Source organism: Halobacillus seohaensis (assembly GCF_042663045.1).
GTDB lineage: Bacteria > Bacillota > Bacilli > Bacillales > Halobacillaceae > Halobacillus_A > Halobacillus_A seohaensis.
The window spans coordinates 352,671-378,263 of record NZ_JBHSZV010000013.1 but is presented as its reverse complement, the minus strand read 5'-3'; the positions used below and the strand labels follow the sequence as shown (position 1 = coordinate 378,263).

The 25,593-nt window shown below is 38.1% G+C and carries 22 protein-coding genes; 10 read left to right on the top strand and 12 right to left on the bottom strand.

All coding sequences use genetic code 11. The features are described 5' to 3' along the window. Positions 1-400: 400 nt before the first annotated feature. The gene (locus ACFQIC_RS06300; RefSeq protein ID WP_204710962.1) at positions 401-1,804 is read right to left on the bottom strand and encodes an NAD-dependent malic enzyme; all 1,404 of its coding nucleotides are present in this window, start codon (positions 1,802-1,804) and stop codon (positions 401-403) included. Between the two features lie 315 nt (positions 1,805-2,119). On the opposite strand from ACFQIC_RS06300, the gene ACFQIC_RS06295 reads away from it, so the two are divergent. From ACFQIC_RS06295 to ACFQIC_RS06275, 5 genes are all read left to right on the top strand, one after another. Beyond that, entirely contained in the window at positions 2,120-2,701 is a 582-nt protein-coding gene (locus ACFQIC_RS06295) for a cell wall hydrolase (RefSeq protein ID WP_204710964.1), read from the top strand. Between the two features lie 224 nt (positions 2,702-2,925). Continuing rightward, entirely contained in the window at positions 2,926-3,831 is a 906-nt protein-coding gene (locus tag ACFQIC_RS06290) for a cation diffusion facilitator family transporter (RefSeq protein WP_204710966.1), read from the top strand. A 529-nt stretch (positions 3,832-4,360) separates the two neighbouring features. Beyond that, positions 4,361-4,675 (top strand): PadR family transcriptional regulator, encoded by a 315-nt coding sequence (locus ACFQIC_RS06285; RefSeq protein ID WP_204710968.1) that lies wholly within the window; start codon positions 4,361-4,363, stop codon positions 4,673-4,675. Between the two features lies 1 nt (position 4,676). Further along, positions 4,677-5,237: an HAAS signaling domain-containing protein gene (locus tag ACFQIC_RS06280; RefSeq protein WP_204710969.1), complete on the top strand. Its 561-nt coding sequence runs from the start codon at positions 4,677-4,679 to the stop codon at positions 5,235-5,237. Then, positions 5,230-6,033, top strand: coding sequence for a DUF4097 family beta strand repeat-containing protein (locus ACFQIC_RS06275; RefSeq protein WP_204710970.1), 804 nt, complete (start codon positions 5,230-5,232; stop codon positions 6,031-6,033). The genes ACFQIC_RS06280 and ACFQIC_RS06275 overlap by 8 nt, the downstream gene beginning before the upstream one ends. 90 nt (positions 6,034-6,123) lie before the next feature. Here ACFQIC_RS06275 and ACFQIC_RS06270 read toward each other — a convergent pair whose 3' ends face one another. The 4 genes from ACFQIC_RS06270 to ACFQIC_RS06255 form a co-directional block, all read right to left on the bottom strand. Next, the gene (locus tag ACFQIC_RS06270; RefSeq protein ID WP_204710971.1) at positions 6,124-6,498 is read right to left on the bottom strand and encodes a hypothetical protein; all 375 of its coding nucleotides are present in this window, start codon (positions 6,496-6,498) and stop codon (positions 6,124-6,126) included. A gap of 6 nt (positions 6,499-6,504) precedes the next feature. Continuing rightward, positions 6,505-6,765 carry a DUF1292 domain-containing protein gene (locus ACFQIC_RS06265; RefSeq protein ID WP_390216989.1) on the bottom strand — a complete coding sequence of 87 codons (261 nt, stop codon included), beginning with the start codon at positions 6,763-6,765 and terminating at the stop codon, positions 6,505-6,507. Between the two features lie 247 nt (positions 6,766-7,012). Next, complete coding sequence (locus ACFQIC_RS06260) at positions 7,013-7,144, bottom strand: hypothetical protein (RefSeq protein WP_390216988.1); 132 nt, start codon at positions 7,142-7,144, stop codon at positions 7,013-7,015. 109 nt (positions 7,145-7,253) lie between these two features. Further along, positions 7,254-7,832, bottom strand: a complete 579-nt coding sequence (locus ACFQIC_RS06255; protein ID WP_204710972.1) for a DNA-3-methyladenine glycosylase — start codon at positions 7,830-7,832, stop codon at positions 7,254-7,256. A 227-nt stretch (positions 7,833-8,059) separates the two neighbouring features. Here ACFQIC_RS06255 and ACFQIC_RS06250 point away from each other — a divergent pair, with 227 nt between their 5' ends. Next, positions 8,060-8,431 carry a YbaN family protein gene (locus ACFQIC_RS06250; protein WP_204710973.1) on the top strand — a complete coding sequence of 124 codons (372 nt, stop codon included), beginning with the start codon at positions 8,060-8,062 and terminating at the stop codon, positions 8,429-8,431. Here ACFQIC_RS06250 and ACFQIC_RS06245 read toward each other — a convergent pair. The 3 genes from ACFQIC_RS06245 to fdhD all read right to left on the bottom strand — a co-directional run bounded on the left by ACFQIC_RS06245 (position 8,411) and on the right by fdhD (position 12,042). Then, entirely contained in the window at positions 8,411-10,357 is a 1,947-nt protein-coding gene (locus ACFQIC_RS06245; RefSeq protein WP_204710974.1) for a metallophosphoesterase family protein, read from the bottom strand. The two genes, ACFQIC_RS06250 and ACFQIC_RS06245, sit on opposite strands and share 21 nt — an antisense overlap. A 634-nt stretch (positions 10,358-10,991) precedes the next feature. Then, a complete protein-coding gene (locus tag ACFQIC_RS06240) occupies positions 10,992-11,222 on the bottom strand; it encodes a group-specific protein (protein ID WP_204710975.1) in 231 nt (76 codons plus the stop codon). A gap of 31 nt (positions 11,223-11,253) precedes the next feature. Then, positions 11,254-12,042 carry a formate dehydrogenase accessory sulfurtransferase FdhD gene (fdhD, locus tag ACFQIC_RS06235; RefSeq protein WP_390216987.1) on the bottom strand — a complete coding sequence of 263 codons (789 nt, stop codon included), beginning with the start codon at positions 12,040-12,042 and terminating at the stop codon, positions 11,254-11,256. Positions 12,043-12,417: 375 nt separating this feature from the next. Here fdhD and ACFQIC_RS06230 point away from each other — a divergent pair, with 375 nt between their 5' ends. From ACFQIC_RS06230 to ACFQIC_RS06215, 4 genes are all read left to right on the top strand, one after another. Further along, complete coding sequence (locus ACFQIC_RS06230) at positions 12,418-13,677, top strand: L-lactate MFS transporter (protein WP_204710979.1); 1,260 nt, start codon at positions 12,418-12,420, stop codon at positions 13,675-13,677. 61 nt (positions 13,678-13,738) lie between these two features. Next, entirely contained in the window at positions 13,739-14,095 is a 357-nt protein-coding gene (locus tag ACFQIC_RS06225) for a Na-translocating system protein MpsC family protein (protein WP_204710981.1), read from the top strand. 137 nt (positions 14,096-14,232) lie between these two features. After that, entirely contained in the window at positions 14,233-16,593 is a 2,361-nt protein-coding gene (locus ACFQIC_RS06220; protein WP_204710983.1) for an FdhF/YdeP family oxidoreductase, read from the top strand. A 1,809-nt stretch (positions 16,594-18,402) separates the two neighbouring features. Further along, positions 18,403-21,135, top strand: a complete 2,733-nt coding sequence (locus ACFQIC_RS06215) for a UPF0182 family membrane protein (RefSeq protein WP_390216985.1) — start codon at positions 18,403-18,405, stop codon at positions 21,133-21,135. A gap of 462 nt (positions 21,136-21,597) precedes the next feature. Here the strand turns inward: ACFQIC_RS06215 and ACFQIC_RS06210 are convergent, their stop codons facing one another. The 4 genes from ACFQIC_RS06210 to ACFQIC_RS06195 form a co-directional block, all read right to left on the bottom strand. After that, positions 21,598-22,248: a YczE/YyaS/YitT family protein gene (locus ACFQIC_RS06210; RefSeq protein WP_204710985.1), complete on the bottom strand. Its 651-nt coding sequence runs from the start codon at positions 22,246-22,248 to the stop codon at positions 21,598-21,600. Between the two features lie 14 nt (positions 22,249-22,262). Next, entirely contained in the window at positions 22,263-22,685 is a 423-nt protein-coding gene (locus tag ACFQIC_RS06205; RefSeq protein ID WP_204710987.1) for a GNAT family N-acetyltransferase, read from the bottom strand. 556 nt (positions 22,686-23,241) lie between these two features. Then, complete coding sequence (metC, locus tag ACFQIC_RS06200; protein WP_204710989.1) at positions 23,242-24,429, bottom strand: cystathionine beta-lyase; 1,188 nt, start codon at positions 24,427-24,429, stop codon at positions 23,242-23,244. Further along, positions 24,422-25,546: a methionine biosynthesis PLP-dependent protein gene (locus ACFQIC_RS06195; protein WP_204710991.1), complete on the bottom strand. Its 1,125-nt coding sequence runs from the start codon at positions 25,544-25,546 to the stop codon at positions 24,422-24,424. Before ACFQIC_RS06195 ends, metC begins: the two co-directional genes overlap by 8 nt. Between the last annotated feature and the right edge of the window lie 47 nt (positions 25,547-25,593).

Below are 25,593 nucleotides of genomic sequence, written 5' to 3'. Positions count from 1 at the left end.
CCTAATTTATAAACTGAAAATGGGGATAGAATTTTTAGGGATTTGCTTTTCTTAAAATTTACCGACTTTTTCAGTGGCCTCGGCGTAGCCTGAGGAAGCTCACCTCATGCCCACGGAAAGCGAGTGATTTCCCGGACCTTCAAGTGCCATTCTTTGTAACGGAAACCACCGGAATGTCTCGAAGGTGATCCTTCCATAATCTGGGGCTTTTGTTGAAGAAGCAATTGAAAATAAAATATCACTAAAATACATTGCAATTAGTCATACAAATATAAGTGCATTTTATAGTGTGATTTCGAGTTTTGTGATAGGATACGGAACCCGTTACGTTGGTAAAGAGATAAAAAGAAAGAATAGGGGAAATTCGAACCTCCCCACTTCACTGGGTACTAAAGGATGATTAGTTTTTTGCAACCCCTGTGTCATGCGCTGCTTCTACTACTGCCTTCTTTATATTAGAAACAACACTCTTGTTAAACACACCTGGTATAATATAATCTTCGTTCAATTCATCCTCTGGAATTGTAGCTGCAATAGCCTTTGCTGCTGCTAGCTTCATTTCTTCGTTTATAATTGAGGCTTTACAATCTAAAGCTCCTCTGAAAATTCCCGGGAAACATAACACATTGTTGACTTGGTTTGGAAAATCAGATCTTCCCGTGGCCATCACCCTCACATAGGGTTTTGCTTTTTCTGGTGAGATTTCAGGATCAGGATTTGCTAGGGCAAAAACAACAGGGTTCTTTGCCATTTTTTTAATATCTTCTACTTGGAGAATATTACCTACAGACACACCAATGAAAATATCTGCATCTTGGATGACAGCCGATAGAGAACCTTGTTCCATGTTCGGGTTTGTGTTCTCCCCATACCACGTCCACATCTTATTTTCATAGTTCTCAACCCTTGTTATTGCACCATTTTTATCAACGCCAATTATATTTTTTACGCCTGCTTTTAATAGCATCTTTGTAATAGAAATTCCTGCTGCTCCTATGCCGCAGATAATAACTTTGCAGATACTTAAGTCTTTATTTACTAATTTCAAAGCATTTAAAATACCAGCTAAGACTACAATTGCTGTGCCATGCTGATCATCGTGAAAGACAGGTATATTAAGCTCGTTTTTCAACCGTTCTTCAATCTCAAAGCATCCCGGGGAAGCGATATCTTCTAAATTAATTCCACCAAAAGCGGGGCTGAGTGATTTAATGATTTGTATAATATCTTCGGTGTTTTCAACATCAAGACAAAGAGGGTAAGCATTAATATCTGCCAATTGTTTAAAAAGCATTGCTTTTCCTTCCATCACTGGCATCGCAGCTTCTGGTTTTATTTTCCCCAAACCTAGTACAGCACTTCCGTCTGAAATAACGGCAACAGCGTTATTTTTTATCGTTAGATTGTGTGCAAGGGATGGATCTTCGTTGATAGCTGTACAAATCCTTGCAACCTCAGGTGTATAGACATGAGATAATTCCTCGCGATTATCAATCGAAAGCTTAGGGCGAACTTCGATTTTACCACCGAGGTGAACTAAAAAGGTTCGATCGGAAATATGCTTAATATTAACCCCGACTAAAGACTGGATAGCTTGGGTTACTGTTTCCTGACCGTCTTTGTTATTCACTTTGATTGTTAAATCTCTTATTGTGGTATCTTGCTCCTCATTGATTACATCTAGTGCTACTACATCGCCACCAGCATTACCAATAGAAGTGGCAATCTCTCCAAAAGAAATTTGTTGTTTATTTATTTCTAAACGAAGAATTATGTGCATATTAGATTGCGCCATGATCATCATCCTCTCAGGAAAATATCGTATAAACTGTTAAGTATAGTTTCTCTAATAAACAGTTGTAATATGAATTATTTTTATTGAAGTCTATAATTTTAAGAGTATTTGTATTAAAAACGCTCTAAAAATATAGAGGGAAGACAAGAGAGATCTGGTTTGAATGGTACGGTTTTGATCCTGAGGGATTAAAAACAAAGGAAAAAATTAACAATAAGATTTAACAACGCGTAAAATTCAAACACTGGAAAGAATTAATAGTTCAAGAAATTTGCCTTCTATGTTACTTTGAAGTAGATCATAATTAAGGGAGGTAGATTTCAAGTGTTCAAGAAAATGTTGATGGTCGGAATCGCAACATGTAGCGTTTTAACTTTTTCATTTCCGACGCAAAGTTCTGCACATGCCAATACGCATACCGTCCAAAAAGGCGAATCAATATATAAAATTTCCATGAAATACGGTGTACCCGCAAAGCAACTACAAGCCATGAATAATAAATCTAACGTTGAGATTTATCCTGGTGAACAGTTGCAGCTTCCTGTTGTTCCTAGCGAATCAGAGAAAGATCTTCTTGATCGTCTAGTTGAAGCTGAAGCAAAAGGGGAAAGCTATGCAGGTAAAGTTGCAGTTGCTACTGTCGTTCTTAACCGAGTAGAAAGTGATCGTTTCCCAGACTCTATATACGATGTCATTCATGATGGTTATCAATTCTCACCAGTTCTGAATGGGACGATTCATCAACCAGCTGGCAATGAGTCAAAACGCGCAGTGCAAGAAGCGCTCGCTTACCAGGGATATGATCGTGATTCACTTTTCTTCTATAACCCGGATAAAGCGCAAAGTAGCTATCTAAGTAGCCAAGAAGTAACAACTGTAATCGGCAATCATGAATTTTTAAGGTAATTGATGAAAGGCAAGCATTCTTATTCGAATGCTTGCCTTTTTGTATGTTAGGGAATAGTTTTTTATGAAAGGGATAATAGTCGGAACATTGCGAAATCACTGTCGTTCACATATTTTTTATGATTCAGTAAATCCTACCACGATGCCATAGTTGAAGAGTTACACTTACATACTATATTCAAGATATTTTATAATGACTGTAAAATAGAAAGTTAGGGTTAGAAATGCAAACAAATAATCATGATTCTACGATCTTAAAAATATCGGTCTTTGGTGCACTGCTCTTTTCAGTAATGGGTATCACGTGGGGGATACTAGCAAATTCACAAATGATCATTTTTGACGGATTGTATTCGTTTATTAGTTTGGGGTTATCTTTGTTATCCCTGTTTGCTTTTTCGTTTATCCAAAAAGAGGATCAAGAGCGGTTTCAATATGGTAAAGATGTTATTGAACCCTTAGTTATTATCTTTAAGGCATGTGCTATTATAGCTATGTGTCTATTTGCTTTTTCTACGTCAATCATTGACCTTTTGAAAGGGGGGAGGGAAGTTGCGTTAGGTCCTGCTGCCTTATATGCTCTGATTGCGACTGTTTTATGTATCATCGTTTACCGCATTATGAAAAACAAACAGAGTAACTCTGAATTTGTAAGAGCTGAGGCTGCTCAGTGGTTGATGGATACTATTTTAAGTGGAGCTGTACTTTTAGGATTTATCATTGCACTGATCTTGAACCAAACAACGTTGTCTTTCCTAACCTCCTATATTGACCCCGCTATGGTATTACTAGTTTCATTATATTTTCTGAAGGTCCCTGTCCGAATGTTAATTAAAAACACCAAAGAGCTACTTTGGATGGCTCCATCAACTGACATTCAATATCAGGTTACTCAAGCCGTGGAATTGGCAAAAGCCAAATATAATATTAATGAAGACTTTACGAGAGTAACAAAGGTAGGTAAAACAATTTTTATTGAAATTGACTTTGTTTTAAGTGAAGGCACAATTATTAATAACGTGGATGAGTTTGATAAAGTTAGAAAAGAGTTCGATCAGCAGCTTCATATTGAAGGACATACGAAATGGTTCACTCTTTCCTTTACAAAAGATAGAAAATGGGTTCTATAATTATTTAATAATCGAAGCAGTTAGCTAAAATAAATATTAGGAACAGAGTCATGGTTCCGTCGTTAGAAGCAGAGCAGGGGCTCATGGCAACGATTCGAAACGGTCAATTCGGGTGGCTCAACGACGCGTACGCTACAGGAGTCTCACTGCCCCCCCTCTTCCAATCCATTTCGGAAAATTTATCTTTTGATATCGAGAATTCCACAATAAGGCAGTTCCTTATCCTCTTATCATAAGAATGAGGAATATAATAGTTAGGAGTCACAGAAAATGCTCTGTACTCCTCAATATAACTGCGTTTGTAGTAACCCCGTTCATAGGAAAAATCCGCGGAAAGCGAGCTGTTTTCCCTCTATTCCAAACTCCATAAAGCAAACTTCACATAAAGTAATTTTCCTTAGGTATAATAAAATATAGTACCTTGTAATGAATAGTACTGGGTGGTATCGTTACATAGATAAGTTAATTGTAATCACATAGTACTGTTTAATATATAATAGTGAAAACGAAGGATGAAGGTGATTATAACGTGAATATACAATTTAAAAAAGGTGCTTTAGAACTCTGTGTGCTTGCATTACTAAATAAGCAAGATCGTTATGGATATGAACTTGTGCAAAAAATTTCAGGCCAAATTGCGATCTCAGAAGGATCTGTGTACCCACTTTTAAGGAGATTAAAAAAAGAAGAATATTTTACGACCTACTTACAGGAATCAAAAGAAGGTCCTTCTCGTAAGTATTATCAGCTAACGGAAAAGGGTAGAAATTATCTTTATGTACTTACAGACGAGTGGCAGCAATTTTCAAATGGTGTTAATCATATTCTGAAGGAAGGTGATTGAAATGAATAAAGAGCAATTCTTAAAAAAGTTAAGTACATCTTTGAGAAGACTTTCTGAAGATGAGAGGGAAGACATTTTACAAGATTTCCAAGAGCATTTTGACATCGGTAAAGAAGAGGGGGAAACCGAAGAAGAAATTTCGAAGTCCCTTGGTTCACCCACCCAAATTGCGAAGGAGTTACTGGCTTCGTACTACTTAGAAAAAGTAGAGGACACATCTACAACTGGGAATGTCTTGAGAGCTGTATGGGCTGTCATAGGATTAGGCTTTTTTAATTTAGTGATTGTGCTCGGTCCATTTATTGCAGTCGTTGCCGTCGTTTTAGCGGGCTGGGTATCAGGGCTTGCGTTTATTGTTTCTCCTTTATTGGTTTTAGTTAATCTAGCAATCTATCCAGGAACATTTGAATTATTTGATTTATTCTTTTCCATTACATTAACGGGTCTTGGCTTGATAATTGCAATCGGAATGTTGTTTGTTACACGTTTCATTACAACCGGACTTGTCCGTTATTTAAATTATAATGTAAGACTTGTCAAAGGTGGTTTAAACCATGAATAATGTGAAAAAAATAATGATTCTTGCATTCCTGCTCTTGCTAGTGGGTGGAGTAGGAAGTGTGGTAACGTTTAATTTTAACCAACCAAATACCTTCACCGAAGAAAAGGAAATCGATAGTTCAAATACTGAAGCGATAGCGATTAGTGCGAATAATGAAAGGGTAGAAATTATTCCTACGAAAAACATAAAAACGAGGGTAGAGCTTTCGGTAGGGAAGAGAACGAGGAACCCTGAAGAGCTATTATCTGTAGAAGAAGATGGAAATACACTTTATATTCAAACAGTTAATGCAAAAAATAAATTAATCAACTTCGATTTTTTTACTGGTCCATCAAAGTTGTCGGTATATTTACCTGAGAAATTATACAAATCATTACAAATCGACATTGATAATGGCAGTTTACATGCTGAACAATTAAACGTAACAGATTTAAATTTAACGACAAAGAATGGAAGTATAACCCTAGACCATATCTCCTCTAAGGTGTTACAGGCTCATTCAAATAACGGAAAAATATCACTTCGTAATGTTGATGGTGAGATTAATGGGAAAACTAATAATGGATCGATTTCGCTTACCACAGATGATCTAGATCGTTCTATTGAACTTGAATCCGACAATGGAAGTATTACAATAGAAACGGAAGAAGAGCCAACAAATGTGATATTAGATGCAAGAGTAGGTAATGGGAAAATCACGATATTTGGTGATTCTAATTGGGACACAGTAATTGGGGATGGCGACCACCTCATTAATTTAACGACAAAGAATGGGAATATTACGGTCACAAAATAATAAGCTAATTTCCACTATGTGATAATTCTCTGATGTAAAATAACTAAGGCAATCCCTACTGATTGCCTTAGTTGTTTATGGTTTCAAGTACTACTCTTTATATTCAGCATTATAGGAGTTACTTCCAGCATGTACAGATAAAAGTGTGTCTGCATAGCCAACTAAACGGTTGACAATTTTATCAGAAACCGAGTAGACGAGAGGATGGATTTCCTCTTTATATAACTCAGGATCATCAAAAATAATCGTCGTATTAATAAAAACATCTTTATTTCCATAGAGATTATATTGAATGATCACTTTTCCAACAGCACCTTTTGTTACTGGATCAACAAAAGAAGGTAAAAAGATGTACCATTCCTCAGCTGTAGCTGAACGAAAATTTTTTGTGAAGGTTAATCCACTTAGTTCCTTATCAATTTTATTCCTTAAGTCAGGATGAATGGTATCAATAGTTTCTTTCATTGGTTGTTACTCCTCAATATCCTCAGGATCTGCTTCCATCGCAATTTCGTAAGCATCGAGAATCGATTCTTTTTCTGTTGGATCTGTTACATTCACTAAATATTGTTCGTCTCCCTTAGTTTCAACTCGTACTAGAAAGGCTTCATCGTTTTCCTTCAGTAAAGCATAAGATTGTTCGTCCATATCGAATTGAGCTGCAATAGCTAAATCCATTTCATGACCATTTTCATCTTGAATACCAATAAAATCTTCTCGTTCATCTGTCACGTTGACATCCTCCACTCCAGTGAGTATTTTCTTTAATAGAGTTTCGTTATAGTCTTTGTTGTATTTGAGTCATTATGATTAAATATTTTTTCCAAATTAGAACGTAGTACTGAGAAAAGGGGATATAGGATAAAAGACTTACACTGGACCCATGCTAGGGGAACAGTGGAAGTCTTTATTTATTTGGAAATAAGTAGGTTGATTGAACAGGATTGGAGATCAAGGGAGATGGTACCACCTTTTTAACTTAATTTGTTTTATGGGGAGTTTGCTCATTTTCCCAAGCAATTAGAACTTTTCCAAATTCCTTTTCTAGAACTTCTATTTGTTCGCGTTCAGTTTCGGAAAGGTCTGCTAGCTGATACTGCTCTTCTTTCACTTATGAAACCTCCTTCTAATTTTGTTAACTAAAGTATTTGTAATAAAGCATGATCTATACCATGAAAGTCTTGCCTATTGGGAATGAGGGAGATCACTTTTACTAATTTTCATCGAGAAACAAATTTACTTCCGGTCACCCAAAATCTCCAAGGATAATCACGCGCGTCGCCCGAGTTTTCAATGCCGATTCTTTTTCCTTGAGAAATGTGGTCGGGTTCATAGCCATGTGTAATGTAAAGGGGAGGGACGTTAAAGGGATGTCCATAATCTTGTTGGGTGATGCCAAGTGCTTTCGTGAGTTTTCCTGGACCATTGGTCAAATCCTTTTCTTTTTTATCTCCTCTTCGTTTATACATCAAATCAATCCCAGAAAGTGGTTCTACGGCTCTAATTAAAACGGCTTCTGGAATTCCTGCTAGACCACTTACTACATTGACGAGGCAATGGGTATGCATGACATATGTATAAGCATAACCGGCAGGGCCAAACATGACTTCTGTACGTTTGGTTCTTTTATTTTTATAACTGTGAGCCGCTTGATCATCAGGACCTAGATAGGCTTCTGTTTCAATAATATAACCTGAAGCAATACCTTCTTTTGTTTCTTTTACTAGCTGGCAACCTAATAAGGATTGCGCTAATTTTAAAGTGGGCTGAGCGTAAAAATCTTTATTTAGAAAATCCATAGCGTTCTTCACCTTTCTAACGACTGAAGTATTAGTAGGGTCTCAATGTTTATAGGAAATTAAGATGCCTACAACACTAAGTAGTATAAGATAAAAGTTCTATTACTAAAAACCAATAAGCATGGAGGGAAAGTTCAACTTGATCAAAGGCTGCGCATTTATATAGGCTTTATTATCCTGTATACTAACAAGGTAAAAACTTAGACAAGTTATGAAAGGACCTACATATGAAATTTTTAGTGAAAATCCTTCTCGTCATTGTCGGCAGCTTGTCTTTAGGATTAGGAATCATAGGAATTGTGCTACCGTTTATTCCTACGACTCCTTTATTGTTGCTAGCAGCTGCCTGTTTTGTACGGAGTTCGGATACATTATATAACTGGCTAATGACGAATAAATACTTTGGTAGCTATATTACAAATTTTCGAGAAGGAAAAGGGATTCCGTTAAAGGCGAAGATTGTAGGTGTGACGACATTATGGATATCCATCACGTATTCGGCCTTTTTTGTTGTGCCTTTAGTGTTCGTTAAGGTAATTATGCTACTTGTTGCTGCATATTTCACTTGGTATATGCTTTCACTTAAAACGTTGAAGTGAAGTCAGTAAAATCTTATTCTCGAAGCCTTCTGAAGCATAACTGAGAAGGCCGATGTTATTCGCTGTTTCGACGAGTGCCCCATTATCAATTTCTAAATATCGTATATATTCTTCCCATAGTACATGGTCCGGTGTCGAATCACTACTTTCGGCAACTTGATAGGACGAATCACAATAGCGGCTGCATTCACGTTTACCTCTGACATTGGATTCATAATAGACAACGGCATTCAATAGTAATTCCCAAATCCCCGTAAAATTTTCATTGTGCGTTGGACTGCTTGTGAATTGATAAAGCTGAAACTCTTGATCCATTTTTATGCTGGATTGCAGCGAGTAAGCTAGGTGAGCGTCTCCTGATATAATCGCACAGTGGCCAGGATCCCAATCGGTAATTGTTTGAAGTAAGCGAGTAAGTCCTTTGCTGTTAAATCTCCATGTTTCGAGGTCAAAGAGCGTATGAACTGGCACACCAATAGTTCGGAGCGGATATATCCAATTTTTTAAAAACGATTGGATTAAATGTAATCCATACACGGGAGTGGGAGAAACGATTACTAACGGATCACCACTTTCCCAATTGTCCTGTTCAAGTAACAAGGTCCCTTTGTGAAGAGCCTGGTCACTTAGTAAAATTGGCCCTGTTTTTATTTCAATACCCGTTTTATAATCCCGTTCTGTTCGAGTGTCGAAAAAGAGACTCTTAGGATAGGTAGGGGCGAGAAAATGCCATTGATCATAGTCCCATAACAGATTAAGCCACGGCTCATAAGCGCTTGAATTTATCTTAAAAGAATTAAAATAAGACTGGATCGTTGTTAAGAAAGACTTACTGAAAGATTCGGGATCGTTTCCCCATCCTTGAAATAGCCAGTAAGCGGTAAGCCCATTGGCTACTACATGTCGACCTAATGGGGCGTTTTTCACATCCGTTTTCCATTGGTGGGAAATATTCCAATCATCTGTAATATCGTGATCATCCATGATCATATAGGTAGGTGTGTTAGCAAGCAAGCGTCTTACTCGGGGGAGATCCTTCTTTAGACTGGATAATTCACTGGTTTGAGCATTATATGTTTTCATGTCCAGATGACTTAGTTGCTCATCATTCCCTGATAGTGGCTCGAAATCAGGCCACAGTTCTGGACTCCAATTTAATAGATACATCCCCACATATTCATTAAACTTGAGTAAATGGTTCGAAGCTTTTTTTGAAGTAAATCGACATAAATTTCCGGCGATTTTCTGTCGATTTCCTGGACTATTAATTTTTTCACAGTAGGATTCATCCATAAGTGGATGAATCTCTTCACTACCAATGGTCAGTTCACCAATGTTGCTGATCTTAGAAATGATAGGATCAGCAACGTCGTCAGCATAAATTTGATCGCCTGTTAAAAATAAAGAGCTGGGCCTTTCTGAAAGTGTTGTTGGGTTCTGTTCAAGTTCCAGATCAGCCCTAGCTAAAGCATCTTCGCCTTTGCCATGTAATTTTCTGCAGGATCCATACAACGAAGATCCTTTCTTTTTCTCGTTGATATAAAAGGAAGGATACCCTAAGTTTCCGTAAACAAGAGAATCAGGGTGTCGTGGATCAAGTATCGGTAACATGCCTAAATCAAACTGTTTTATTTGATTGGTAAAAAAAAGATTATAACCGATCAGGCGATCCGTAGGGAATGTTCCACTTGAAGGAGAGAGTTTAATCAGACTAACAAAACAATGGTTACCCGCTTGCATCGTTGTCGCTGTGGTATGATGGGAAAGAATTTCGTACTGATAAGAACCATCTTTAGGTTCAATATTATATAACTGTGCATCGAAAGCGTGCTCTTCGCTTAATACAATCCAAATATAGACTTGGGTGGGATCCACACGTCGAATTATTGGTCCAGATAAAATGGTAGGAAGTGTCACATTAACCATCCTCCAAAATGAATGAATTTCTACTATTTTATTCATATTGGAAAGGAGGGTGTGTGCAGGGTGAGATGTAGTACCGTGAGGCCATATGTTTTTTTGAGGATTAGTTGAAAAATGTTACAATTAAATTGATAGTTAGTACGAACCAAAAATTAATATTTAATCATCTCATTGGGCTGTTAGGGTAATGTCCCGAGCTATGTTTCTCAACTATTCGGGTGAAGTTGAGTATGATCATAAGATAATGAATAAAAGAACGAGAGGTGTTTCTTTATCGGTCTTGCCTTAGGAATAGTTATATTCTTTATCCTTATAGGGGTGGTACGTGTTTTACTAGGCATTCCTTCGTCTAAGAGTCGTTCTAAGCGATTCCATGATCGAGATTTTTGGTAACGCAAATAGAGAGAAGGGCGTAGGGGTAAGCGAGCAAATCCGATAAATCTATATGGGAATATAAGTTGGGGAACATGAAAGACTCCTATGGAAAAACAGGCTAGTGAAGCCCCTCATTGAGGAGACGAACCAAACTTAAGATTATAATGGTACACAAAACCGCTTGGATTTTCATACAATCCAAGCGGTTTTGTGTGAGTAAAGTATCGGTACTACTTGTTATGAGCAAGACACCTTTTAGAGGTTAACTCTGAACGAGAGACTTTATACTTTTGTTTCGCTCGTTTTTCTCCTTTTCCGATGATAAATCATATTTTTTTAATAAATGAAAAAGTTCATTTAAATCACTTTGAGTAGGAGATTGATTTAAAAACAGAATTGAATGTTCATAAAGGTCTTCAGGTAAATAGTTCTTTTGATCTTCTAGTTTTTTTCTAACATCTTCATTAGGATGGTCTAGATTACATGAACTCATTTTCTTCACCTCTTCATTTAGATTTTATTACTTATTGCTCTGTTTGAAGCACTCGCTCTGGGTGAGAATATACGTTAAAAGAGTTACCGCGGATGAACCCAACAGCTGTAATATTTAAGTCCTCTGCAAGTTGAACGGCTAAATCAGTTGGAGCTGACTTGGATAAAACAATTCCCACACCGATTTTTGCTGCTTTTGTTAATACTTCCGAAGAAATTCGACCACTAAATACAAGGATTTTATCACGAACGGGTATTTTATTTAGAAGACAATGACCGTAAAGTTTATCTAGAGCGTTGTGTCTACCAATGTCTGCTCGACCGACTATCATTTCATTATTAGTGCAGATCGCTGCATTATGAACACCACCTGTCCCTTTAAAAACGTGGCTGTTTTCTTGCATTTTTCTCATTAAATTTATACAGTGGTCTGCTGTTATCTTCGTTTGAGACGTTGATGTTTTAGCCGTTTGTACATCATTTTGAAAATAAAATTGTCTACTTTTCCCACAACAGGACCCAATAAATCTTTTAGAAAAATCACTTTGATTATTGATTGTTTTTCCCTCAACCAAATCGATATAGGCAAAACCCCGTTCCTCATCAATAGTGATATTTTTAATATCACTACGAAAGCGAATAACACCTTCTGACGCTAAAAAACCGATAACCATTTCATCGAAGTGAGTAGGGGTACAGACCATGGTCGCAAATTCTTCACCGTTTACTTGGATTGTCAGAGGAAATTCAGTAACGATATCATCCTTTATTGATTGAAACGCCCCATTTTTAAATGAAACGATGGGTTTTTTCACACTCATTTGATGCTCCAAATTTTTCACCTCGCTTTTTACCTGCTAATATTTTTCACATTACTAAAGATATAAAGAAAAGAAAAGCATTATAAATATGCAATAGTAAGAAAAGTCGAGTGTTGTCAAATTAAAATGTAAAAATGATTGAAAAATGATTGAAAAAGAGATAATATTTACTTATATTCATTAAATTGTAACATTTAAGGTGCGAAACAGCGATCCTGTTATCGACTTATATGTTCTTTCTATGTAAGCGATTACTTTGGTGCGTAAGTAGGGATTCCTGCTTGAAACTAAACGTCGTCATTTTCTTTTGTGTGAGAAAAATCTCTACAGAAGGAAGGTACGACGTTTTTTATTTGTGAAAAAGGAGTGAATGAGATGGAAAAAACAAAAAATCGTTGGCTTATTGCTTTAGCAGCTGTAGGGATTCATATTTCTATTGGTTCGGTGTATGCGTGGAGTGTTTTCACGAATCCCTTGATTGATCAGTATGGATGGGATCTTAGTTATGTATCGTTAACATTTAGTATTGCTATTTTATTCCTAGGCCTTTCCGCTGCATTCATGGGGCATTTCGTTGAGAAATATGGTCCTCGTGTTTCTGGAATAGTTGCAGCAAGTTTCTTTGGAGTAGGAATGATGACTTCTGGAGTAGCGACAACGTTAGAATCAATTTGGCTGTTATATATTACATACGGAGTACTAGGTGGAATCGGGCTTGGTATAGGATATATTACTCCTGTATCTACTCTTGTTAAATGGTTCCCGGATCGCCGAGGCTTAGCTACTGGTCTAGCAATAATGGGATTTGGTTTTGCAGCTATGATTGCAAGTCCTATTATGGCAAGTTTAATAGAATCTGTTGGAATACCAGCTACGTTCTTCATATTAGGTATAACTTACTTTGTGGTCATGATGGCGTCAGCTCTGTATCTGGAAAGACCACCAGAAGGATATATGAAAGAGTTTGCTCAGGTTGAAAAGAAAACACCTGACTTATCCCAATTAACGGCGAATGAAGCGATCAAGACTAGAAGGTTCTGGTTGCTATGGGTGATGCTTTTTATCAATGTAACATGTGGTATCGCTGTCCTTTCTGTAGCCTCACCAATCGCACAGGAGATTGCTGGACTTTCAGCTGCAGCAGCAGCAACTATGGTAGGGATCATGGGATTCTTCAATGGAGCTGGACGAATTGCATGGGCGACGATTTCCGATTATATGGGACGTCCAAATGTTTATACGACTTTCTTCCTTATTCAAATAGCGGCATTCTTTGCATTGCCAAGTATCACGCACGCGTTGTTATTTCAAATTGCCTTATTTCTCATCATAACTTGTTACGGTGGTGGCTTTGCTTCCGTTCCAGCTTACATTGGAGATCTATTTGGAACCAAACAGTTAGGTGCCATTCATGGTTACATTCTCACAGCGTGGGCTGCAGCAGGGTTGGTTGGCCCCATTTTAGTATCATGGATCCGTGAAGTAACCGAGAGTTATGTATTAACATTGTCTATTTTTGGAATTTCATTAGTTGTTGCATTGGTCGTTTCTTTACTGATTCGTCTAGATATTAAACAATTAAAACAAACAAATGAAGCGCAGCAAGAAACAAGAGAAGAACAGCTTACTAGTTGACTTTTTATGTGAATGAGAATAATCTTTTAATTAAGTAAATACGGAAAAGGTTGAAACATGTATGAATAAATATGAGGCAGAATTTAGTAATCTAGTAAAGTCTTTTCGAAAGAAACATATGGGAAAAGGACCAAGCAAAATTAATACCAAGTTTTGTAATAATTGGGCCATTTGTGAGATGGAAGGCAATCTATCTCCTGTTGAAAAATTTATTGCTAGCGCAGATGATGGAAAACAAATGTTGCGGGCCGCTCGAACAGAAATGGTTAAAGATATGTATCGAAAAAATCATCCTGTTGAGATGGAACAATTTCTCCAGTGTGAATTTGTCGACCTTTTCGTTGATATTGATATTGAAAAAGATTTTGGAATGTCAATCTTCGTTTTCAGTGAAGACATTGGCAAAAAATTTTCATAACCTAATAAAGGTTTTGGTACTTCGCAGCGATCCTGCAAAAGACTTAACCACCGTTGCATTCTCTTCACGAATATGAAGAACTGTACGGTGGTTTTTTCTTAATTAAGTGATCATTACAAACATGAAGGAGGAAAATCATGGGACAAACAAAACATAACGGACCGATAAAAAAAGCAAAAATGCCAGCACCTAAGCATTGGGTGAGTCCAATTCCTTTTGGATTAGGGAAAGTAAAGCCTAAACACATTCGCGATACGATGAAAGTTGCCTGGGATAATAAAGATAATTTAGGTTATGCGAAAAACATCATAACGAAAGGTGTATGTGATGGCTGTGCGTTAGGAGTATCCGGCCTTTATGACCAAACGTTAACTGGTCCACATATTTGTACAACAAGATTAAATGTGCTTCGTTTAAATACAATGCCACAAATTAATGAGGAAATTCTCCACTCTGATATAGATGAATTAAGGAAATATTCAAGTACTGAATTAAGGGAGTTAGGTCGCATTCCGTATCCTATGATTCGTCGTAAAGGAGAAAGGAAATTTTCTCGACTTAATTGGGATAATGCTATGGATATGATTGCCGATAAAATGAAGCAATTGGATCCAAAACAATATGCTTATTACCTGACTTCACGAGGAATCACGAATGAATCTTATTATGTAGCCGGTAAAGTGGCACGATTTCTTGGGGCCAACCATATTGATAACGCGTCTCGTATTTGCCACTCTCCAAGTAAAACAGCGTTAAAGCGTTCCGTCGGCGTAGGTGCTTCAACAGCAAACTATCAAGACTGGATCGGGACTGATGTTCTATTATTCTGGGGAAGTGTAGCATCAAATAGTTCTCCTGTTTCCACGAAATACATGCTCGAGGCGAAGAAAAAAGGCACAAAAATAATTGTGATTAATCCATATAGAGAACCGTCGATGGATAAGTATTGGATCCCATCAAACGCAGAGTCCGCTTTGTTTGGCACAAAAGTGGCGGATGATTTTTACCAAATTAATATTGGTGGAGATATCGGATTCATGCATGGAATTATGAAGCACTGGTTTGATATGGAAGAAAAAGAATATGGTTCTGCGATTAATCATGAATATGTTCAGGAACATGTAAATGGCTATGAAGAATTAAAAGAAGAAGTTCAATCACAGTCCTGGGGAGAAATTACAGAATCATCAGGTGTTACAAAAGAAAGAATCATTGAACTATCAAACTTGTTAGCTAATAGTAAAAATGCCGTATTTGCTTGGGCATTAGGTTTGACAATGCATTCTTTCGCCACAGATAATATTTCACAAGTGGCAAACCTTGCGTTACTTCGCGGATTTCTAGGACGTAAATATAGCGGTTTAATGCCATTTCGTGGCCACTCAAGTGTACAAGGAAGCGGAGAGATGGGGGCTGATCCATTTGTTTTGCCAGGTGGGGATTTTAAACATGACAATATCAAACGGATCGAAGACCTTTGGGGTTTTAAACTTGCTAAGTGGCAAGGTGATGTTGTAGGCGTAACTCTTGAAAATATTTTACTCCCTGAAGACCACGAACGAAAAATTAAATTGTATTACCTTTCAGGAGGTAATTTCTTAGAAACAATGCCTGATCCAGGCTTCGTAGAGAGAGCTCTATCTGAACTTGATATCCGTGTTCACCAAGATATTATCCTAAATACATCTACGCTTGTCGATGCTAAAGAAGCGGTCATCGTTCTACCAGCTAAAACGCGTTATGAGCAAGAAGGTGGTGGAACATCAACTTCTACAGAACGTATGGTTTATTATTCTCCAGAAATTGAAGGGAATAAAAATAAAGTAGCGGAAGCCCGCACGGAATGGAAGATATATATTGATCTTGCTAAGCGTGTGAAACCAGAAACGGCTCACTTAGTAGACTTCAAAGATGGTCAAGCGATTCGTGAAGAAATGGCGAAGGCTAATCCAAGCTACGATGGAGTACAGCACTTGAAGAAGCAAGGAGATGTTTTCCAATGGGGAGGAGCTTGGTTATGTGAAGGTGGGATTTGTCCTACTCCAGATGGAAAAGGTAACTTAATTCCAGTGGAGATTCCAGACCTAAAGAAAGAGCCTGGCGATTTCTATCTCACAACAAGACGTGGAAAACAATTTAATTCGATGGTCTATAAGAAAACGGATCCACTTAACGGCGCTGAAAGATATGATGTATTAATGAATGCAGATGATGCTAAGGAACTTAGAATTCAAGAGGAAGAGGCCATAGTATTGCACAATCAATATGGGATATTCCAAGGACGTGTTAAGATTGTTAGTATTGCCCAAGGAAATCTTGGTGTGCATTTTCCTGAAGGGAACTTCTTATTGCCTAAAGGACGATACGAGCAATTTGCCAAAATTCCCGATTATAATATTGGTGTTAAGGTAGAAAAAGCAGAAAAATTTAATGCTCGAAAGGATACCCAATATCTTGAGAAGCGAGTTGATGATCTAGAAGATACACCAGGAGCATGATTAAATTTTGAGACAGAATTAGATTACCCGTTTGGAACTGGGATTCCAGACGGGTTTTTATTGTATCGATAGGCTCTGATAAAGTTTAGTGTTGATATTACGTAGAAAAAAAGGAACTTCCAATTTCATGGAAGTTCCTTTTTGTATATTGGGCTTATTTAACTAACGCCCCAGATTGTTTAATAAAAGAGTGGCGGTTCCGTTGCTTTTCATCGGAGAATAGGGGATGGTGTGTGAATATTGCCATTGAAATAATCCACTTCTGCCCTTATGTAGAAGACAGCTTCGAGACATTCCGGTGGTTTCCGTTACAAAGGATGGCGTGTGAAGGTCCGGGAAATCACTCGCTTTCCGTGGGCATGTAGTGAGCTTCCTCAGGCTACGCCTTGCGGGATCTCACCGAACATGTTATCCCACAGGAGTCTTGCAATTTCCCGGCCCTCCTTGCCATTGTGAGGCAGACGGAAACCTCAGTAATTGGTTCTTCAAATTGTAGGCTATTCATAGATGGGAATTTGCAACTGCACACTTGTTCCATATGGTGTAGCGAACACAGAAGACGACTCATGGCAGTAGGGCCCGTTCATTAAAAGCAAAGGATGGGTGGCTAGGAAGCGGGGAGATTCCCAAGCCCCCATTCGATGTGTGAGAAACGAATCCCTTTCCCAGAAGGACTATCTTCCACTATCCGTGTTCTATTGCAATGAACCTCTCTATATCAAGGATTTTAATAGGACCGACCGCTATCAAGATTTGCATGCAAACTTAGGAATGGCTGCCTTTTCTTGAAGGGGTATCGAGACACTTATATGGTAAAGGGGCGGAGGGAAACGGGGAGACTCCTATGGGATGTGCGGGACAGCTTAGACCCCACAGGACGAAGTCCGAGGAGGCTCAGCGCCCGCCCCATGGAAAGCGAGCCGTTTCCCGTAGCCCCTACATTCACACAAACATCTCGAATTCAAGTCTTCAACAATACGGTTTCGTTAGTTTAATTGTAATCGTCCACAATCTCTATAAATATTTTAACATAAATCCCAATATTCCTTTTGGTATTTTGTATGCTAATTTATATGTTAAATACCGATAATCGTTGATATAACAAGGAATAACAAGAGCCCAATTCATATGCAATTTGGTCTCTTTATTCGTATGTTATTTCATGTTTTGTACTCGAAAACTGGACCCGTTAGATTTTGGGATAGTGTTTTTCAAAAAGTTCATTATTAATAAAAAAGGACTTTTTCAGTGGCCTCGCGCTAGCCTGAGGAGGATCAGCGCACGCCCACGGAAAGCGACTCCTTCCCCACCGCCCCTTTCTCCACACAATCATCTCGGAATCGAGTATTCAACAATTCTGCCCGTTTCTTTAAGACTCAGTTTCGAGACAAATTACCATTAGTTGAACAAGATTCAATGTTTGCTGTGCCGTTCCTGTTGACGATGAGTCAGTGAGAGCATCTATTTAGTATTCTCGTAAACGCCCTTTTCCGCTGGATTCAGTTTTTGAATGGCTTTTAGGATATCAGTTGCTCTCATAGTCATTACCCACTTATGTTTGATGACTTCATCACAGAACGTTCGTTTAATTTTATTAAATATTAACAATCACCATTAACAGAGCCTATCGATAAATGAGCCAAATTCGGCGATGATTTCTTATTTTTCGTCGGTAAACTTCCCTAGTCGTCCTTAAATCAAAAAAATCGTCGATAAAAAATTTTCCGCGGCCAACTTTATCGGTTAAAGACTATGGTAAACTAAAAGAAGCGGTTACTTTAATATAGTAGAAGCAAAAGGGGGAGAAGGTTGGGAAATCAATTTAATCAAAGACATATAGAAAAAACGAAAAAAATCGGCACTTTTATCGGCAAAGTTATTGGAGCTATCATTGTGCTAATGATAATAGGGGCGCTTTCCTTAAATTGGATTACGGATTACATATGGATGGATACACTAGGGTTTAAAGAAGTTTATACAACAATTTTAGGAAGTAAGGTGTTGCTTGGTGTCATCGGATTCTTCCTTTATTTTGTATGTACTTATTTCACATTATCCTGGATTAGAAAAGGGTATGTTGGACTTTTTGATTCACCACAACTGCCAACTATTATTCGAGTGAAGAAATGGAGCAGATTAGTTACTTTAGCTATTGCTGTTTTTGTAGGTTTGATAGGCAGTAGTATTGTTCAAGGGGTTGGCTGGGAACTATGGCTTAAGTTCTTAAACCACTCTTCTTTTGGAGAAACAGATCCCCATTTTAATATGGATATTTCTTTTTATATGTTTGTTTTGCCGTTTATAGAATTTGCAGTCTTTACACTGCTTGGATTAGGGGTCTTTTTGCTTCTTATTGAAATGGGCTTGTACTCTCCTTATCATATGTATCGAAGAAGTCGTTTAGCCCAGCTGCATATGGGTGTAACGCTAGGTGGTATTGGTGTGCTACTAGCTGCTGTTCATCTATTAGAACCTTATAGCACGATGCTTACAAATGAAGTGAACCTTTTCCAGAATAGTGTGGTTTACGGTCTAAGTTACACGGATGAAGTGGTGAATATTCCAGCTTCATATGTATTAGCAGCTGCAGCAGTAATCGGAGCAATTTGGATGATTATTGCTTTATCACGTGGCAATATAAAATCGATGCTTATGCCAATGATAGCTTATTTTGGACTAGTAATTATTGGACAAGGTGCTTCGGTTATCGTTCAAAATTATATTGTCTCCCCTAACGAATTTACGAAGGAGAGTCCATACTTAGAGCGTAACCTTGAGTACACTCGAGCTGCTTATGATTTAACAAACATTGACGAACGGGATCATCCAGGAAATCAGTCGCTTGACAAGGCGATGGTTGAGCGGAATGAATTGACGATTAATAACGTTCGAATTAATGATGCACGTCCGATTCTTGATATTTACAATCAACTTCAGACATTCCGAACGTACTATGAATTTAATGATATTGATATTGACCGGTATGAAATTGATGGGGAATATCAACAGGTTTTCCTTGGGGCGAGAGAAATCAATACAGTGGATCTTCCATCACAATCAAAAACGTGGGTGAATGAAACCCTCAGATACACGCATGGTTATGGAGTAGCGATGAGTGATGTGAATGCAATTACTTCACAAGGACAGCCTGAATATATGCTTGAAAATGTACCATCAGAAGGTGTGATGGATATTGATCGGCCACAAATCTATTTTGGAGAAGAAGATGCGAGAAATGTCATTGTTAACAGTAAAAAGGACGAATTTGATTATCCGGCAGGGGACGAAAATGTGTCATCACGTTATGAAGAAGATAGCGGAATTCCTTTATCTGGATTAAATCGACTAATGTTTGCTATTAATGAAGGTTCATTCCGAATGTTCGTATCTGATCAAGTAACGGGTGATAGCCAATTACTAGAAACACGTAATATTATGGACCGTATAGAAAGAATAGCACCATTTCTTGATTATGATGAAGATCCATATATTTTCGTCCGGGATGATGGTAGCTTGGCTTGGATGGTAGATGCGTACGTGACGGCAGAACGATATCCATACTCCGAACCTCATGAGGGAAACGAAAGTTATATTCGAAACTCTGTAAAGGTTATGGTTGACGCCTATACAGGAGAAGTGGATTTTTATGCAGTTAATCCAGAAGAACCATTACTCCAAACGTATCAAAAAATGTTCCCTGATTTGTTTACAGAGGAGGTCCCTGAAGATGTAGATACTCATTTCCGTTATCCGATCGATTTATTTAAAATTCAAGCAGAGATGTATGGAACGTATCATATGACGAATTTAGAAGTTTTCTATAACAGGGAAGATTTCTGGCAGTTTCCTACTGAGAAATACTTCAATGAAGATATTCAAATGGAGCCTTACTATATAACGATGCAGCTCCCCGAATATGATGAAGAGGAATTTGTTCTGATGATGCCGTATACTCCGAGAAATCGGCAGAACATGATTGCATGGATGGGCGTGCGAAATGATGGGGAGAATTATGGCGAAACATTCGTCTATCGTTTCCCGAAACAGCGAAATGTGTACGGTCCACAGCAAATTGAAAATCGAATCAACCAAGATAGTACCATTTCTCAACAATTGAACTTATGGTCACAAGGTGGTTCAGAAGTCATTCGCGGAAATCTCTTAGCTATCCCGATTGAAGATACGGTGATGTATGCAGAACCAATCTATATTGAATCTTCAAATGAGACTTCACTACCTGAAGTGAAGCAGATTATCTTAGCTTATGGAGACGAAATTGTAATGGAACCGACATTTGATCAAGCAGTAGAACGGATACTTGGTTCGATTGATCCTGAAGTTGAGCAAGAGGAAGGCGAACCAGATGCTGCTCCATCTGAAGGGGAAGGAGAATCTGAAGAGGCCATCCTGGAATCCAAAGAAATTTTGGAGGAAGTTTCCTCAATGTTTGATCAATATCAAGAGGAGCTTTCAAGTGGAAACTGGGAAGAAGCTGGTTCAATCATGGCGGAAATTGAAAATCGGTTGAGTGAGATGGAATAGTGATGTTGAAAAGTGCTCCTTTAATAGGGAGCACTTTTTGTATATCTACTAGATTTTGTCATAGAATATTAAATTCTCAAATAAATTGTATATAGAAGAAGAGGTTTCACTACTTGTTGATTATTTATAACCTGCCGAAGATAGGAGGTTCTACTCGGCAAGTTGCGTTTAAAATGGGAAATTCATTGTTGGGTGGATGAATCGCTATTTTCAAGTTTAACAAGAAAATATACAAGAATGGTTGGGCATTAAAGATCCAAGCGTTTTTGTTTGTTATTTGTACTGTTATTTTTGATGTTCTCCACCTAAACGGAACTACTTAACAGTGATTAAAGGTTTTGTAAATATAAAATTGAAATTGTTTCCGACGATGAGTTAAAAGAGCATTTTGGATTTCTCAGTCCTAAGGAATTGAATGTTCTACATAAAAAAGGGTGCCTATTCCTAGAATAAGAACCCTTTTTAAAATGTTGCCTTGTGTTTCTTTATGGAATTTGCCTGCCTAGTCATTGCTTCATCTATTCGCCCTACGTACGGCATGAAAAAGTGAATAATGATCCCACTACATAGCGTAATGATGATCGTTCCAATTCCAATTGGTCCATTAAATAGAAATGCAACAATCGCCAGAACGACACTGATTAAAGCACGTGAGATCGAAACATTTAACCCTGTGAGATTTCTTACGACGAGCATTGTACGATCAAAGGGATTAGGAGCAAAATCAGCTTGCAAGTTAATAGCAATTCCAAGGCCAGCAAATAACAATCCGAATAATAAGCAGATAAACTGGGTCAGGATTGAATCTGGAGTGATCCAGGATTGGGTTGAGAACACCCATACATCAATAAAAAATCCAGTTATGAGAGCTGTTAATATAGCAAAGTATTCAGGCCTTTTTTTCTCAGCTATTGCATTGAACACGAGCATAGAGAAACCGACAACGATTTCCCAACTGCCGATCGTTAGGCCGAACGTACGAAATAAACCAACAAGCAGTGCGTCAAAAGGAGAAGTACCCAACTTGGAGTGAATGGTTAGAGCTATTCCAAAAGTCATAATGATAATACCGAAAACGTAGAATAGCATTCTTTGTCGAGTACGAACAGCCATTTGTAGCCTCCTTTCTAGATATCTTTAATCATCAACACATGGGCAATGCCATCTTCCATAAATTCATCTGACTCACTGCTGTATCCTAATTTTTCATAAAAGCCTTTAGCTTGAACTTGACCATGTAACTTAATATGCGTTAGTCCTTTATTTTTTGCGATTGCTTCAAGGTTTTCAATTATGACTTTTCCAAGTCCAAACTTTCGATAATCGGATAGAATACAAATTCTTTCGAGCTTTGCGGCATTTTCTATTCTTCGTATCCTTCCCGTACCAACTGGTGAACGGTCATTGAGTATAAGGATGTGTTCACATATTTCGTCAAAATCATCAAATTCATCTTTTAATGGTACGCCTTGTTCTTGAACGAATACTTTTTGGCGAATATCGAAGGCAGCTTTTAATTCTTGTTCACTTGTGACTTGTGTTACCTTCATTAGTACTCTTCCTCTCTTTTACAAAACTTTCCCCATTGTATCATATAAGGGATTTAGTATTTTTCCAATCAAAGAGCTTGAAGCGAGCTTTTATATCATGTAACTATCTATTTTGATATGGAGAACTCGTTTAGGTTGCGGAAAAATAGTTTTTTCCCTGACTTTATTTCGAACGTTTTTCTTGCTTAACAGATAAAGGTTAATTTGTCTTATTATTGAAGCTGCGGAAGAACTTGGTTCTTAATGAGGTTTATGATGTTCTCAACTTAAAGTGGTTATGTACCCATTGCTCTGTCTTAACCTTTTTATACAACACTTTATTCAACGATACTGTCCGTCAGTTAAATCAAAAAAATCAGCAGTCCTGTTTATATGTTAACTGGACTGCTGATAAGATTGTTATTTAATGATTTGTACTCTTAAACCGACCCCGTTTAATAAATACAACCTAAGCGTTTTTATGCGAATTATACTATTGTTTGGTTTGTTATTTAGATTGTTATTAATATTCTTTTCTCCACAGGATCGGAACTTAAGGGGCTATACTATTAATTTCTTAGTTCGATACCATTCTAGAAAGATTACGCCGTGCCCCGACATATTGTAATCCTTTTTCTAAGTCACGAATCAAGTCATCTGGACTTTCTAATCCGACCGAAAGCCTTAGCAATCCATCTGTAATTCCGCGTTTTAATCGTTCCTCTTCAGGCATCGAGGCATGGGACATTTTTGCTGGATAAGAAAGAATTGATTCGACAGCTCCTAAGCTAACAGCAAATACAGGCAATTCCAGTTTTTGACTAAGATTACGCACATCCGCTTCATTTTTTAAACGAAAGGAAAGGACAGCACCAGCCCCACTAGACTGATAAGCGTGTGTCGATGAACCTGGATGGCTCGTGAAACCAGGGTAATACACTTCATCTACAAGTGAATGGTTAGATAAAAAACTAGCAATTTGCTCAGCAGATTCAGAAGACTGTTTAAGTCTGCAATCCAGCGTTTTCAACCCGCGCATCACAAGCCAACAATCGTGTGCTCCCAGGATGGAACCAAAAGAATTTTGTAAAAAGCCTAGCTCTTCGGCTAAGTCTGAACGATTGGTGGCCGCCAATCCGGCAACGACATCACTATGACCGGCAATAAATTTTGTGGCACTATGCAAAACAAGATCTGCTCCTAATTCTAGAGGTCTTTGTAAAGAAGGTGTCATAAACGTGTTATCAACAAAAGTCAAACAGTTATTTGCTTTGGCCAACTTAACTACAGCTTTTATATCGGTTATGTTAAGTAATGGATTGGAAGGTGTTTCAATATAAAGCACTTTTGTGTTTGGCTGGATTGCAGATGCAACTTCATGAAGATCGGTCATGTTGACAAAAGTGTGTTCTATTCCAAATCTATGCAGGACGTTATATATCATCCGAAACGTACCACCGTACACGTCTTCAGAAATTACAACATGGTCACCTTTTGACAAAAGCATGAACGACGTGGATATCGCCGCCATGCCTGATGCAAAAGCAAACCCTTTCGTTCCACTTTCGAGGCTTGCGATTGTATCTTCAAGCGCTTCTCGAGTTGGATTGCCTGAGCGAGCATAATCATAGTCCCCAGGTTGGTCAAAATCCTTTTGATGGAAAGTTGATGCTTGTTGAATTGGTACACTAACAGCCCCGGTCTGGCGATCAAATTTATGGTCATTATGCAAAAGTCGCGTTTGAAACGTGTGTTTATCAGTCATGAACAATCTCCTCCTTTTCTAAAGTGGCAAGTGCCTGTTCCAGATCTTTTTTTAAATCATCAATATGTTCAATACCGACCGAGAAGCGCAGCAGTCGATTACACACACCGTAGCTTGTTCTCGTTTCCTCGGGGATATCGGCATGAGTTTGTGTCGCAGGATAGGTGATAAAACTTTCCACCCCGCCAAGGCTTTCGGCAAACGTGATCACATTTAAGTTTCTTAAAAATGGGTCTACGCAATATTCAGATTGAAGCCGAAAAGACAACATTCCTCCTCTTCCAGGATAAAACACATGAGTTACTGCTTTATGATTTCTTAAATAATCGACGATAGTTTTTGCGTTTTGTTCATGTTTTTCAATCCGCAAAGCAAGTGTTTTCATTCCTCTCATAAGCAGCCAGGAGTCAAAAGGAGAGAGAACAGCCCCCGCCGTGTTTTGGTAGTATCCTAATTTTTCACAAATCTTTTCATCCTTACCAACAAGCAGGCCGGCAAGTACATCGTTGTGTCCACCTAAATATTTAGTGGCACTATGAATCACGATGTCGGCACCTTCTACAAGTGGTTGCTGTAATAAAGGAGTGTATAGCGTGTTATCCACTATAAAAAGCAAGCCATGCTTTTTAGCGATTTGCGAGAGTGCCCCAAGATCTGCTGTGTTCATAAGCGGGTTAGTTGGAGTTTCTATATAGATCGCTTTGGTGTTTTCGGTTATGTATGTTTCGATGTTTAATAGATGTTTACTATCACAATAAATAAATGTGAGGTTGTATTGAGTGGACAAGTATTCAAACAGTCGGTAACTTCCCCCGTATAAGTCCTCAGAGACAATGATTTCATCTCCTGATTTAAACAGGGATAAAGCCCCTTGAATAGCAGCCATTCCTGAACTAAAGGCAAAACCTGCTTTTCCATTTTCAAGCTCTGCAATGGATTGTTCTAAGAGAGTTCTAGTCGGATTTCCTGTTCGTGTGTAATCATAACCAGTCGATTCACCAATTCCTGGATGCTGATAAGCTGTAGAAAAATAGACTGGTGCGTTAATTGATCCTGAAGCGTCACCATTATTTTTTCCTGTATGAACTAACTTTGTTTCTGTTTGATTTTGGCGCATAGCGATTTCCCCTTTTTTTAAGCTTATTAAAAAACAAAAAAAAGTCC

Coding starts and splice junctions, on each gene's coding strand:
- ACFQIC_RS06300 (WP_204710962.1), bottom strand. CDS start 1,804: ATGATGATCATGGCGCAATCTAATATGCACATAATTCTTCGTTTAGAA.
- ACFQIC_RS06290 (WP_204710966.1), top strand. CDS start 2,926: ATGCAAACAAATAATCATGATTCTACGATCTTAAAAATATCGGTCTTT.
- ACFQIC_RS06280 (WP_204710969.1), top strand. CDS start 4,677: ATGAATAAAGAGCAATTCTTAAAAAAGTTAAGTACATCTTTGAGAAGA.
- ACFQIC_RS06275 (WP_204710970.1), top strand. CDS start 5,230: ATGAATAATGTGAAAAAAATAATGATTCTTGCATTCCTGCTCTTGCTA.
- ACFQIC_RS06270 (WP_204710971.1), bottom strand. CDS start 6,498: ATGAAAGAAACTATTGATACCATTCATCCTGACTTAAGGAATAAAATT.
- ACFQIC_RS06255 (WP_204710972.1), bottom strand. CDS start 7,832: ATGGATTTTCTAAATAAAGATTTTTACGCTCAGCCCACTTTAAAATTA.
- ACFQIC_RS06250 (WP_204710973.1), top strand. CDS start 8,060: ATGAAATTTTTAGTGAAAATCCTTCTCGTCATTGTCGGCAGCTTGTCT.
- ACFQIC_RS06245 (WP_204710974.1), bottom strand. CDS start 10,357: ATGGTTAATGTGACACTTCCTACCATTTTATCTGGACCAATAATTCGA.
- ACFQIC_RS06240 (WP_204710975.1), bottom strand. CDS start 11,222: ATGAGTTCATGTAATCTAGACCATCCTAATGAAGATGTTAGAAAAAAA.
- fdhD (WP_390216987.1), bottom strand. CDS start 12,042: ATGAGTGTGAAAAAACCCATCGTTTCATTTAAAAATGGGGCGTTTCAA.
- ACFQIC_RS06230 (WP_204710979.1), top strand. CDS start 12,418: ATGGAAAAAACAAAAAATCGTTGGCTTATTGCTTTAGCAGCTGTAGGG.
- ACFQIC_RS06225 (WP_204710981.1), top strand. CDS start 13,739: ATGAATAAATATGAGGCAGAATTTAGTAATCTAGTAAAGTCTTTTCGA.
- ACFQIC_RS06220 (WP_204710983.1), top strand. CDS start 14,233: ATGGGACAAACAAAACATAACGGACCGATAAAAAAAGCAAAAATGCCA.
- ACFQIC_RS06210 (WP_204710985.1), bottom strand. CDS start 22,248: ATGGCTGTTCGTACTCGACAAAGAATGCTATTCTACGTTTTCGGTATT.
- ACFQIC_RS06205 (WP_204710987.1), bottom strand. CDS start 22,685: ATGAAGGTAACACAAGTCACAAGTGAACAAGAATTAAAAGCTGCCTTC.
- metC (WP_204710989.1), bottom strand. CDS start 24,429: ATGACTGATAAACACACGTTTCAAACGCGACTTTTGCATAATGACCAT.
- ACFQIC_RS06195 (WP_204710991.1), bottom strand. CDS start 25,546: ATGCGCCAAAATCAAACAGAAACAAAGTTAGTTCATACAGGAAAAAAT.